Here is a 13,681-nt window from a genome sequence, read left to right on the forward strand (position 1 = left end):
ATGGGTTAAAATGAAAAAACAAATGTCTTAAAATGTGGGTTTAAAAACTTTTGAAGGTAATTGGTAATGAATAGAAATAATTTATTTGTTAGAAATTTTGTTCTGGGAAAAAAAATAATTCAGAATAAAGAGAATAATCATCTTTAATATTGCTCTTTTCATGAAAAATATATCTGTTATAGGTTTGGTTATTATTATTCTAATTATTTTTTCTTGTAAAAGAAAGTATAATGAGCCTATTACTAAAAATTGGAATCTAGAATTATCAAAAACCGCTTATTCTAAATACGGTGCTATTGACAAATACGGCAAAGAAATTATTCCTCCTATATATGATAATATAATTGATATTTATAAAGGATATTCGCTTGTTGTAAAAAGTGATAAATTAGGGATTATTGATTCTACAGGCAAAATTATAGCACCTGCGAAATACGATAAGGTTCAAAGATTTGATAGTAGGAAATTAGGAGCGGTTTGTATTAATAATTTATGGGCATTTATTGATAAGAACGGGAAGTTGTTGTCAGATTTCAAATACAATGACATTGATTATGTAGAGGAAGATTTTTACGTCGTAGAATTAAATAATAAATGGGGCATAGTTGACAGCGAGATAAAACCAATAACGCCAATTAAATATGATAAATATAATAATTACTATAGAAATTTTAGTGAAGGTAATTTATGTGTTTACTTAAATGAAAAATGGGGTTATATCAATTCAAAAGGAAAAGAGATAACTAAGCCTAAATACGATAATGCTGATGATTATAAAAATGGCAGAGCAAGAGTAGTCTTGGACTTTAAAGAAGGTTTAATTGATAAAAATGGAAAAGAAATTATTCCATTAATTTATGACGAATTAATTAGAGTTAGTAATTCTTTTTCATACGTTGGAAAATATGACGAAAGCGGTGATTCTAAGAAATATGCGATAATTAACGAGAGGAATGGAAAAGTAGTAGTTTCTTTAAAATATGAAAATCTATATAGTAATTTTGAGCCTTTTTTTCCTTTTCATGCAAGATTGGCAAAAGTTAAATTAAAAAATAAAGTAGGAGTTGTAAATGAAAAAGGTAAAGTTATAATACCGTTAATTTATGACTCAATAGAATCATTAGGAACTGGCTATGTTGTATTTAAAGATGGAAAATATGGTTATATGGATGAAGATTTTAAAATTATTGTTCCTATTATAAATGATTACAAAGAAAATGAAGAATCTGTAAGTAATGTTTGCGGTATAGTACAAAAGGAAAGTTCTTTACTACTGTTATGTCAAAATAATAAGTATGGATTTGCAAATAGAAAAGGAAAGATTATAACTCCAATAAAATATGATAAGGTTGAGTCTGTTTATATGAGAGGAGCATTTGTGTCATTAAATGGAAAAAGCGGTTATATAAATGAAATTGGCAAAGAAACGATACCATTAAAAATAGATATGTCATTATCAGCAATGCTTTTTCATTTTAATGAAGGTATTCTTGTGTACAGAGAAAATAACAAATGGGGAGCTATAGATAGTACGGGAGTTGAAATAGTTTCGCCAAAATATAATACCTTGACAGATTTTGCATGGGGATTTTCAATAGGAAGTATTGGCAACAACTGGTACATAATTAATAAAAAAGGTAGAATTCAAAAAACTTTAAAATATGATAAAGTTGCAAAATGTGATGCTGACGTTGCATTTGTGTCTAATAATGGGAGATGGGGGGTCATAGATAAAAATGGCAATCTGATATCTCCAATTAAATATGATGAAATTAATTGGTTCAACTATAATTTTGCGACTGTAGTAAAAAAGAATTTTAATAAATATGGTTTTCCGGTTTATCAACCTCTAGACATTTTAGGATTATCAAATTTGGTAAAAAGATAATGATCTTTCACATCAAAACTTCTGCAAATTCTTATGATTATGCTTGCGCTTATAATGTGTTTGCTTTAAGTTTTTCTGGTCTTCAGAAATAATACTGATTGTTCCGTCAATTTCTAGCATGGCTAGTTTTACGTTTTTGAAGAATTCGATTCCGTGTTCACGCATGGCTTCTTTTAATTCTTCATCGGAAATATCTAATTTGCTCAAAGCTTTAAAATCCAGTTTTCCATCGTGAATTAAAATTTGAGGTTTGTCAAGTAATATATTGCCAAGAGTTTTATATCGGCGTGTCAGTTTTTTAATAGCAAAGTTGATTACAAATAAAACTAAAGCCGCCACCAAACCGCCTAAAAGACTTGTGTCTGGACCTACCATTGCATTTTGGACAGAGTTACTGATTAATAAAATAAGAATAATATCAGCGGTGTTTAATTGTGAAAGTTCTTTTTTGCCAAATATTCGTAAAGCAATTGTCATGAAAAAATAAACGGCAACACTTCGTATGATTATATCTAAATAAGGAAAAGTCATGTTTTTTATTTTAAAGTTAAATAAAAAAGCTTTGCCAAAGTTTTAAACTTCGACAAAGCTGCTAAATTATTTATAGGGAATTAAGTTTAAATGAACTTAATTATAGTTTGAAATTCTTTTCAATAGCTCTAATCATTTCTCCTGCCACATCTTTATTAGTTGCGCCTTCAATTCCTTCAAGGCCTGGAGAAGAGTTTACTTCAAGCAATAGCGGACCTTTAGACGAACGGATAATATCAACTCCAGCCACTTTCAAATCCATTGCTTTTGCGGCTTTAATGGCGATTTTTTTCTCTTCGGCAGTTACTTTGATAACAGATGCAGTTCCGCCAAGGTGAATATTAGCTCTAAACTCACCAGGCATCGCTTCACGTTGGATTGCGGCAACCACTTTTCCGTCAATTACAAAACAACGAATGTCTTTTCCGTTGGCTTCCTTGATAAATTCTTGAACCAAGATGTTGGCATTTAAACTTTTAAAAGCATTGATTACACTTTCTGCCGCTTTTTTAGTTTCAGCCAAGACAACGCCTTTTCCTTGCGTTCCTTCCAATAATTTAACAATTAGTGGTGAACCGCCAACCATTTTGATTAAGTTGTCTGTATCAAGCGGAGAATTGGCAAATCCAGTAGTTGGAATATCGATTCCGCTATTCAATAATAATTGTAAAGAATATAGTTTGTCTCGAGATTGCGTTATGGCTGTAGCTGAATTTAATACAAAGACTTTTAAAGCTTCAAATTGACGTGTCAAAGCACAACCATAAAAAGTGATACTTGGGCGAATTCTCGGAATAATAGCATCAAATTCGTTTAGGATTTTTCCGCCTCGGTAATGAATTTCAGGTTTTTTTGCATCCAATTTCATGTAGCATTCCTTGATATTTAAGAAATGCATTTCGTGCCCGCGCATTTCCCCGGCTTCCATAATTCTTTTATTACTGTAAAGCTCTGGATTGCTAGCTAAAAGACCAATTCGTAGGCCTGTAGTTGCTTTTTCTGAGTTTTGGTATAATTCTTTTAAAGATTCTGCTGTTGGCTGTCCTAAAAGATATTTTTGCTCGGGATCGACTAAAACCCTGCCGCTCATAGCTTCGCGTCCTAAAAGCATTCTAAAACCCATAGAATCGCGATTGGTCAAAGTCATTTCGATAGGCCATTTGGCATCGCCAATTTTTAAGTTGGTTTGGATCACATAACGATGTTCTCTAAATCCGCTCGAACTTTTTACAATTCGTTTATCAACCAAAGGCGCTTCACAATGAATAATGGTTTTGATATTATTCTGAATCGGATTAATGTCGAATTTAACCCAATTGGCATCATTTTTTATAAAAGGAGCTATGTTTAAAGCGTGCATTGCCGAAGTTTTGGCACCAGAATCGACACGAGCCTTAATTGTCGGGATTCCAAGTTCTGGAAATGAGCACCATTCTTCGCTACCTAAAATGACTTTGTTTTGAAGCATATTTTGTTTTTTATTATAGAATTTAAATTCAAAAATAGCTATTTGCTTTTACTAAAGATAGTGATTTTTGATAAAAAAAATACCCGTTATGTTATGAAAACGTAACGGGCATATTATGAATGTTGTAAATTTTGACTAATTTATTGATTCGTTGGCTCTTCGGCTTTATGAATCTCAACTGATAATTCTTGAGAATCTTCTTTTAAGTCCATCATAATTTCATCACCAGAATGTATTTTTGAAGTGATGATTTCTTCAGCCAGCAAATCTTCAACGTATTTCTGAATCGCTCTTTTCAGCGGTCTTGCTCCAAATTGTTTGTCAAAACCTTTTTCAGCGATAAACGCTTTTGCTTTATCAGTTAAGCTTAATTTGTAGCCTAACTCTGCAATGCGAGAGTATAGTTTTTTCAATTCGATTTCGATAATCAAATCAATATCAGCTTTCTCTAATGCATTAAATACAATTACGTCATCTATTCTGTTTAAGAATTCAGGAGCAAAAGTTTTCTTCAAAGCGTTTTCGATAATGCTTTTTGAGTTTTCATCAGCTTGAGCTGTTCTTGCGGCAGTACCAAATCCAACACCTTGTCCGAAATCTTTCAACTGACGAGCACCAACGTTAGAGGTCATGATAATGATAGTGTTTTTAAAGTCAATTTTACGACCTAAACTATCGGTTAAATATCCGTCATCTAAAACTTGAAGCATCATGTTGAATACATCTGGATGCGCTTTTTCGATCTCATCTAAAAGAACTACACAGTAAGGTTTTCTACGAACTTTCTCAGTCAATTGACCACCTTCTTCGTATCCAACGTATCCTGGAGGCGCTCCAACTAAACGAGAAATCGCAAATTTCTCCATGTATTCACTCATGTCAATACGAACTAAAGCATCTTCAGAATCAAATAATTCTTTTGCTAATACTTTTGCCAACTGTGTTTTACCAACACCAGTCTGACCTAAGAAAATGAATGAACCAATTGGTTTGTTCGGATCTTTAAGTCCAGCTCTGTTACGCTGAATAGAACGAGCGATTTTTAAAACAGCTTCATTTTGACCAATTACTTTATTCTGAATCAATTCAGGCAATTGAGCCAATTTGTTGCTTTCTGTTTGAGCAATTCTGTTAACAGGAATTCCAGTCATCATAGAAACAACATCGGCTACGTTATCTTCTGTAACTTCAATTCTGTTGTTTTTAGAATCTTCTTCCCATTGTTCTTGTGCTGTAGCAAGATCTTTTTCTATACGTTTTTCATCATCGCGAAGTTTGGCTGCTTCTTCATATTTTTGTTTTTTAACAACCATATTTTTCATTTCGCGAACTTCCTCTAACTGACGTTCTAAATCCAAAATTTGTTTTGGAACATCGATGTTAGTGATGTGTACACGTGAACCAGCTTCGTCCATTGCATCGATTGCTTTGTCTGGTAAGAAACGCTCAGACATATATCTGTTTGTTAGCTTAACACACGCTTCAATAGCTTCTGGAGTGTAAGTTACGTTGTGGTGATCTTCGTATTTATCTTTTACGTTGTTCAAAATTGCGATTGTTTCTTCAACAGAAGTTGGTTCCACAATTACTTTTTGAAAACGTCTTTCTAAAGCACCATCTTTTTCAATATATTGTCTGTACTCATCAAGAGTGGTAGCACCAATACATTGAATTTCTCCTCTAGCTAAAGCAGGTTTGAACATGTTTGAAGCATCAAGAGAACCTGTTGCTCCACCAGCGCCTACAATAGTGTGGATTTCGTCAATAAAAAGAATAATATCGTCGTTTTTCTCCAGCTCGTTCATTACGGCTTTCATTCTTTCCTCAAATTGTCCTCTGTATTTTGTTCCTGCAACTAAACTTGCAAGATCAAGAGTTACAACACGTTTGTGGAAAAGGATACGCGATACTTTCTTTTGGATAATACGTAGAGCAAGTCCTTCTGCAATAGCAGATTTACCAACTCCAGGTTCTCCAATAAGAAGCGGATTGTTCTTTTTTCTACGGCTTAAAATTTGCGATACACGCTCAATTTCTTTTTCACGTCCTACAACAGGGTCTAATTTTCCTTCTTCGGCCATTTCTGTTAAATCTCTCCCAAAATTATCTAAAACTGGAGTCTTAGATTTTTTGTTTGACTTATTGGCGGGATTATTAAAACTGCTTTCTTTAAGACTGTCATCTTGTCCTGAATCATCATTATATGATTCGTTTCTTGGCAAGTTTTCTAAGAATTCTTCTTCGTTTGGAGTCATATTTAAATACTGTTCTTTAGCTACGTCATAATCTATTTTTAGTTTATTCAATAGCTTGGTTGTTGGATCGTTTTCGTTTCTCAAGATACATAACAGCAAATGTGCCGTGCTTATCGATGAACTTTGAAATACTTTTGCTTCAAGAAAAGTGGTCTTCAGGGCTCTTTCTGCCTGTCGGGTAAGATGAAGGTTTTTCTTTTCTGCATTTACTTCAACGCTCAAGTTGGCAGGGCTAAGTACTTCTACTTTTCTGCGTAAATGATCTAAATCGACAGCTAGGTTATTAAGTATATGAATAGCTTTTCCGTTACCATCTCTTAAAATACCTAGCATAAGATGTTCTGTACCAATAAAGTCGTGCCCTAAACGAAGAGCTTCTTCCTTACTGTACGTAATTACATCTTTTACTCTTGGTGAAAAATTATCATCCATAATATATAATTGGTATTGTAAATTTAGTGAATTACTGTTTTAAAAACAAAAACCGTACCTTCAAGAACTACTGTCAGCTAATAGACGAAAAAAAAGACAATAAAAGAGTTAAAAAACGCTTAATTTATTAACTAAAAGCGGAAATAAAGTTGTTAATAAATCATTTAAATAAGTGTAAGGAAATGGCTGAAAAAATTTTAAAAAAACGTATCTTGGCACGCTTTGAAAACTAATATAATTATTTAATATAACAACTTATGTCTGAAGGAGAAAAGTTAATTCCTATTAACATAGAGGATGAAATGAAGTCAGCTTACATCGATTACTCGATGTCAGTAATTGTATCGAGAGCACTTCCTGATGTTAGAGATGGCTTGAAACCAGTGCATCGAAGAGTTCTTTATGGAATGTATGATTTAGGTGTAACGTCAAGATCTGCCCACAAAAAGTCTGCAAGAATTGTAGGGGAGGTTCTGGGTAAGTACCACCCACACGGTGATACCTCTGTTTATGATGCAATGGTACGTATGGCGCAGGAATGGAGTATGCGTTATTTATTAGTTGACGGACAAGGTAACTTTGGATCTGTCGATGGAGATAGTCCAGCAGCAATGCGTTATACTGAGGCCAGAATGCGTAAAATCTCAGAAGATATTATGGCAGATATCGAAAAAGAAACAGTTGATTTTCAGCTGAACTTTGACGATACTTTATATGAGCCAAAAGTAATGCCGACAAGAGTTCCTACTTTATTAGTAAATGGAGCAACTGGTATTGCGGTTGGTATGGCGACTAATATGCCACCACACAATTTAACTGAAGTTATCAATGGTACTTTAGCATACTTAGATAATAATGATATTGAGGTTGACGAATTAATCACACATATTAAAGCTCCTGATTTTCCAACGGGAGGTGTAATATATGGTTATGAAGGCGTTCGTGAAGCTTTTAAAACAGGTAGAGGACGTATTGTAATGCGTGCTAAAGTTGGTTTTGAAGAAGTGGACGGAAGAGAGTGTATCATTGTTACTGAAATTCCATATCAGGTTAACAAAGCCGAAATGATCAAACGTACGGCTGACTTGGTTAACGAGAAAAAAATTGAAGGTATTGCGAACATTCGTGACGAATCTGATAGAAATGGTATGCGTATCGTTTATATCTTGAAACGAGATGCTACACCAAACGTGGTTTTAAATACCTTATATAAATATACTTCATTACAATCTTCTTTTAGTGTAAATAATATTGCATTAGTAAAAGGCCGTCCGCAAATGTTGAATCTGAAAGATATGATTCATTATTTTATTGAGCACCGCCACGAAGTTGTAGTTAGAAGAACACAGTTTGAATTACGTAAGGCAGAAGAGAGAGCTCATATCTTAGAAGGGTTAATTATTGCTTCTGACAATATCGACGAAGTAATTGCGTTAATCAGAGGATCTAAAAACACAGATGAAGCTAGAGAGAAATTAATCGAAAGATTTAAATTATCAGATATTCAAGCTCGTGCTATTGTTGAGATGCGTTTACGTCAGTTAACAGGTCTGGAGCAAGATAAATTAAGAGCTGAGTTTGAAGAATTAATGAAGTTAATTGAGCATTTGAAAGCTTTATTAGCAGATGTTAATTTGAGAACAGATTTGATTAAAGAAGAGCTTACAGAAATTCGTGATAAATACGGTGACGAAAGACGTTCTCAAATCGAGTATTCTGGAGGAGATGTGAGTATAGAAGATTTAATTGCTGACGAAAATGTAGTTATTACAATTTCGCACGCAGGTTATATCAAACGTACAAATCTTACTGAATACAAAACGCAAAATAGAGGAGGAGTTGGACAGAAAAGTGCTGGAACAAGAGATCAAGATTTCTTAGAGCACATGTTCGTGGCAACAAACCACCAATATATGATGTTCTTTACCCAAAAAGGAAAATGTTTCTGGATGCGTGTTTACGAAATTCCAGAAGGAAGTAAAACAGCAAAAGGTAGAGCAATTCAGAACTTGGTAAATATTGAAAGTGATGATAAGGTAAAAGCTTTCATTTGTACACAAGATTTAAAAGACAAAGATTATATCAATACGCATAATCTTGTAATGGTAACCAAACAAGGTCAGGTGAAGAAAACTTCTTTAGAGAAATATTCTAAGCCAAGAGCAAATGGAGTTGCTGCCATTACAATTAAAGAAGGAGATGAATTAATTGGAGCTCAGTTGACAAACGGAGAAAGCCAAATTATCTTAGCGGTTAAATCTGGTAAATTAGTTCGTTTTGAAGAAACTAAAACACGTCCGATGGGAAGAACAGCTTCTGGAGTTCGTGGAATTACGTTAAAAGATGAAACTGACGAGGTAATCGGAATGGTTACTGTAGATAAAAACGATATTTCTACTTCTCAAATCTTAGTTGTAACGGAGAACGGATACGGAAAACGTACTAAATTGGTTGACGACGACGGAGAAGACGTGTACAGAATTACAAACCGTGGAGGTAAAGGGGTTAAAACGCTTAATATCACAGATAAAACAGGTAAATTGATCTCGATCAACGCTGTTACTGATGCAGATGACTTAATGATTATTAATAAATCTGGATTAACGATTAGAATGGCAATCGAAGATTTACGTGTTATGGGACGTGCAACTCAAGGTGTTCGATTGATTAATCTTAAAGGTAAAGATTCTATTGCAGCTGTAACAACTGTAATGAAAGATGATGCCGAAGAAGTAGAATTAGATGAAGATGGAAACGTAATCGGTGCAATTGAGAGAGTTAAACCAGATTTGGAGGTTCTAGAAGATGATGGATCTGTAGAAGAGGAAGACGACTCTGATGATGAAGTAGAAGAGGAAGACGATGCTGAAGCAGAAGACGAAGAGTCTGAAGAATAAGTGAAAACAGAAAATTAAATACAAACAAATAATACCATTATGAAAAGTAAATATGTAATACTTGCATCAGCATTACTGATCTCTGTAGCTACGTTTGCTCAGAAAGATCAAATTAAGAATGCTGAAAAGGCATTAAAAGGCGGAGATGCACAAGGTGCTCTTGCTCAATTGAAAGATGCAGAGAACTTAATTGCAAATGCTAAAGATACAGAACAAGCGCAATATTATTTCGTTCAAGGAAATGCTTTTCTTGACCTTGCAAACAAAAAGGTTGAAGAAGGTAAAAACTTGTTAGCAGCAGCGGACAGCTACAAAAAGTTAATTGATGTAGAAAAAACTTCAGGAAAACAAAAATATTCTACACAAGCAGCAGCGTCAATTACTAACATTAAAGGATTGCTGATTAATTCTGCAATTGCTGACACGCAAGTAAACAAGCATGCTGAAGGTGCAAAGAAATTGTTTGAAGCATACGAGTTAGACAGGAAAGATACAATCAACTTGTATTATGCGGCTTCTACAGCTGTGAATTCACAAGATTATGATCTTGCTTTGCCAATGTATGAAGAGTTGAAAAAATTAAACTTTTCTGGAAAAGGAACTTTGTACTTAGCTGTAAACAAAGCTAACGGAAGTGAAGATAACTTTGCTAACGCTAAAGAAAGAGATTTAGCTGTTAAATTAGGAACTCACGAAAAACCTAAAACGGAAGCTATTCCTTCTAAAAGAGGTGAAATCTACAAAAACTTAGCCTTAATTTTAGTTCAAAAAGGACGTACAGAAGATGCTAAAAAAGCAATCTCTGATGCTAGAAAAGCAAACCCAGAAGATTCTTCTTTAATTCTAACTGAAGCTAATTTATACTTAGAAAGTAAAGATTACGAGACGTACAAAAAATTAGTTGGTGAAGCTTTAGAAAAAGACCCGAAAAATGCTGATTTAGTATTCAATTTAGGAGTAATTAGCTCTGGAGCTAAAAACACTGCTGACGCAGAGAAATATTACTTAAAAGCAATTGAAATCAATCCTGACTATACAAATGCTTATTTAAATCTTGCTGCTTTAAAATTAGAAGCTGAAAAACCAATCATCGACGAGATGAATAAATTAGGTACTTCTGCTAAAGACATGAAACGTTACGATGTTTTAAAAGCACAAAGAGAAGCTGTTTTCAAAGGAGTTATTCCTTACCTTAAAAAAGCTAACGAATTAGATCCTAAAAACGAGGATGTTTCTAAAACATTATTAGGAGTTTACAATGCTCTTGAAATGACTGCAGAAGCTAAAGCTTTGAAGGCAAAAATGTAATTACAAGCTTTTTAAAATATAAAAAAACCATTCACCGCGGTGAATGGTTTTTTTTATGCTTTTAGCTGATTAATTCAGCAGATAAAGTAATGGTGGTATTTAATAGTTTTGATATCGGACAGATCTCTTTTGCTTTGTTTGCAGTTGCTGTAAATTCTTCTGCAGAGATTGAAGGAACTTTTCCTTTTAAATCTAAATGAATTAAAGTGATAGATCCATCTTCAAAAGTTACTGTCGCTTCTGTAGTTAAATCATCGGCTGTAAAGCCTGCTTCGTTCAATAAAAAACTTAATTGCATGGTAAAACAGCCCGAATGCGCCGCTGCAACCAATTCTTCTGGATTTGTACCAACGCCATCAGCAAATCTTGTTTTAAATGACAGTTGTGCATTATCTAAAGTGGTGCTTTGTGTGCTTATTGTTCCTTTTCCTTCCATACCGGTTCCTTGCCAGTTGGCGTGTGCTTTTCTTGTAAATTTCATATTCTCTTTATTTTAAAATTAGTGTTAAATGTTATTTGCTTGATTATTAGTTAATAGTGGTAACTCAAATATAATCAATATTTTGCAGAATAGTTTTATGAAATTTAATGAGATTGTTAAGTTTTGGGTTTTAGGTTGTAGTGAGTTTTAACCGCAAAGTACGCAAGGGTTTACGCAAAGCACGCAAAGTTTTTAAGTTTGTTCAAGGTTTTATAATCTTTGTCAAAGTTTGAAACTTTGACAAAGTTTTGCGTCATAAAAAAAGACACAATGATTGTCATTGCATCTTTTTAAATTATAAAAAAATAAAATTCCAAATTCCAATTAAGCGTTGTTAATTGGAATTTAAAAAATTGGAATTTCTAGTATTTATTCTTGTCCCAAGTTTCTTAATTGTTTCAATTTATCTTTCCAAACTTCAAGGCTTTCTTTGTGAATGGCAATATTTTTACGAACTTCTGTAACTATTGAATTCTCTTTTTTAGCATTTTTAGTATTGGTAAAGAACTGAATGTTATTTTCTAACTGAAAGATTTCATTTTGAACTTCCTCAATTTTACGCATAATAAAGATTTTTTCATTGTCTAATTTGCGCGTATCATTGCTGTCAGATAAAGAATCAATGCGGTTTGCAAAACGCATCATTTCAGATTCTTTTTTGCTTAAGCTTAGTTTCTCAAAAAGAGCATCTAAGATTTTATTGAACTTTCCTTCGATATGTCTTCTTGAAAAAGGAACTTTTCCAAATCCTTTCCAAGTTTCAATATGAGCTTTTATGGCATCTAAATCTGTTTTGTGATCTCCAGTTAATTGGAAAGATCTTAAAGTGTCTAGGTATGTTTTTTTGTTGTCAAAAGCAGCAACTTCTTCACTGTTTTCTTCAGATTTATGTTCTTTTAATTTATCAAAATAATGGTTGCAGGCATCCTTAAATTCTTTCCAGATTTTATCGGAATATTTTTTAGGAACATGGCCAATTTGTTTCCATTCTTCCTGGATCTGTTTCATTACAGGAGTTGTAGCTGAGAAATCAGTGCTTTCCTGTAATTCTTTAGCTTTTGCAACAAGAGCCAGTTTTTTATTTAAATTATCGTTTTGGTCTTTTTTGATATCCTTATAGAAAGAATTTTTGAAAGCGTTGAAGTTTCGAACAGCAGTTTTAAATGCTGCCCAAGTTTCTTCATTTACTTCAGAAGGTACTTTTCCAGCAGTGAAGAACTCGTTTCTTAACTCTTCTACTTTCTGAATCTGAATAAGCCATTGCGAATGAGAATTTACTTTTTCGCTTCCAAGGACTTCAATTTTAGCAATAATTTCTTTTTTGGTTTCAAGATTTTTTTGCTCGTTTGCTCTTTGGCTTTCAAATAAAAGTTCTCTTTTATCATGTATTTTTTTAGTCAATTCGCTAAATTGATTCCAGATGGCATCACGGTGCTCTTTAGAAACGGGTCCTATTTCTTCTTTCCAGATTCTGTGCAAATCCTGTAATTCGCGGAAAGATTTACTTACATCGGTATCATTTACCAATTCTTCAACGCGCGCTATAATCTTTTGTTTTAGTTCTAAATTATGTTTAAAATCTAAATCTCTAGCCTCACGATCTAAGTGTAGATAATCGTAGAAGTTTTCTACATGAAAATGGTAATTGTTCCAAACGTGATTGTATTTGTCTTTTGGAATTGCTCCAGCATTTTTCCATCTTTCTCTTAATTCATTAAAATGCTTAAGAGTGTCTTTGATGTTTTCTTGCGGATTGATTAATTCCTTTAATTCTTCAACAATAGCCAGACGATTCTCTAAATTGCTTTTTAGATTGGTTTGTAAATGTTTAAAATGAGCATTTCTTTTATCTCTAAAAACATTATAATATTCGTCAAATTTTGATTTTAAAGGAAGGTGATATTCAAATTCTTCATTAGGATCTGGATTAGAAGCTAAAAATTCTTCTTTTTTCTCCTCTATAAGATGGTGATACTGTAGTAAAAAAGCTTTTTTGATTTCTTCAATATGATCTTTTACAGACATTACTTTGTCTATATTAACCAATTTTTTAAGTTCATCAACAAGAGCGTCAAGTGAGAAAGTGTTGTAATCCTGCATAGGAATGTCATGACGATCTTTTAAAGTTTCGTCCTCACTTTCAGCAGCATTTGAACTTGTAATGACATCTAATGCTTCTTGATGATCATTTTCTTGTTTTTCTACTTCATTTTCAGTTTCTGAGACCAAATCTTTGGTCAAATTTTCAGAATCTGATGTTTCGATTGCATCATTTGCTACAGAATCATTTATTTCGATTCCAGATTTTCCGTCTGCTTCATGCAGGTTATCATTCTTTTCTTCTAACATCTTTAAAATGTATAAGGTTTTTATTTTTAACAATGCGAAAGATAGTAAAGGTGTTTCTAAATACAAAATAAA

8 protein-coding genes are annotated in these 13,681 nt (G+C 33.2%); 3 read left to right on the top strand and 5 right to left on the bottom strand.

The genetic code is table 11. From position 1 onward, the window contains the following. The first annotated feature begins 160 nt into the window (after positions 1–160). Positions 161–1,888 (top strand): WG repeat-containing protein, encoded by a 1,728-nt coding sequence (locus NCC77_RS10885; protein ID WP_250835588.1) that lies wholly within the window; start codon positions 161–163, stop codon positions 1,886–1,888. Positions 1,889–1,900: 12 nt separating this feature from the next. On the opposite strand, the gene NCC77_RS10890 is transcribed toward NCC77_RS10885, so the two are convergent. The 3 genes from NCC77_RS10890 to NCC77_RS10900 form a co-directional block, all read right to left on the bottom strand. Beyond that, entirely contained in the window at positions 1,901–2,419 is a 519-nt protein-coding gene (locus NCC77_RS10890; protein ID WP_250835589.1) for a DUF421 domain-containing protein, read from the bottom strand. A gap of 100 nt (positions 2,420–2,519) precedes the next feature. Continuing rightward, positions 2,520–3,887, bottom strand: a complete 1,368-nt coding sequence (rimK, locus tag NCC77_RS10895) for a 30S ribosomal protein S6--L-glutamate ligase (RefSeq protein ID WP_095930862.1) — start codon at positions 3,885–3,887, stop codon at positions 2,520–2,522. Positions 3,888–4,027: 140 nt separating this feature from the next. Continuing rightward, complete coding sequence (locus NCC77_RS10900; RefSeq protein ID WP_095930861.1) at positions 4,028–6,574, bottom strand: ATP-dependent Clp protease ATP-binding subunit; 2,547 nt, start codon at positions 6,572–6,574, stop codon at positions 4,028–4,030. 257 nt (positions 6,575–6,831) lie between these two features. On the opposite strand from NCC77_RS10900, the gene gyrA reads away from it, so the two are divergent. Together gyrA and NCC77_RS10910 are read left to right on the top strand one after the other, a co-directional pair. Continuing rightward, positions 6,832–9,471, top strand: a complete 2,640-nt coding sequence (gyrA, locus tag NCC77_RS10905; protein WP_250835590.1) for a DNA gyrase subunit A — start codon at positions 6,832–6,834, stop codon at positions 9,469–9,471. A 39-nt stretch (positions 9,472–9,510) separates the two neighbouring features. Continuing rightward, positions 9,511–10,779 carry a tetratricopeptide repeat protein gene (locus NCC77_RS10910; RefSeq protein WP_250835591.1) on the top strand — a complete coding sequence of 423 codons (1,269 nt, stop codon included), beginning with the start codon at positions 9,511–9,513 and terminating at the stop codon, positions 10,777–10,779. Between the two features lie 61 nt (positions 10,780–10,840). Here the strand turns inward: NCC77_RS10910 and NCC77_RS10915 are convergent, their stop codons facing one another. Together NCC77_RS10915 and NCC77_RS10920 are read right to left on the bottom strand one after the other, a co-directional pair. After that, positions 10,841–11,260, bottom strand: a complete 420-nt coding sequence (locus tag NCC77_RS10915; protein WP_250835592.1) for an OsmC family protein — start codon at positions 11,258–11,260, stop codon at positions 10,841–10,843. A gap of 369 nt (positions 11,261–11,629) precedes the next feature. Then, positions 11,630–13,609, bottom strand: coding sequence for a DUF349 domain-containing protein (locus NCC77_RS10920; protein WP_250835593.1), 1,980 nt, complete (start codon positions 13,607–13,609; stop codon positions 11,630–11,632). Positions 13,610–13,681 lie beyond the last annotated feature (72 nt).

The organism is Flavobacterium tyrosinilyticum (assembly GCF_023656565.1).
Lineage (GTDB): Bacteria > Bacteroidota > Bacteroidia > Flavobacteriales > Flavobacteriaceae > Flavobacterium > Flavobacterium tyrosinilyticum.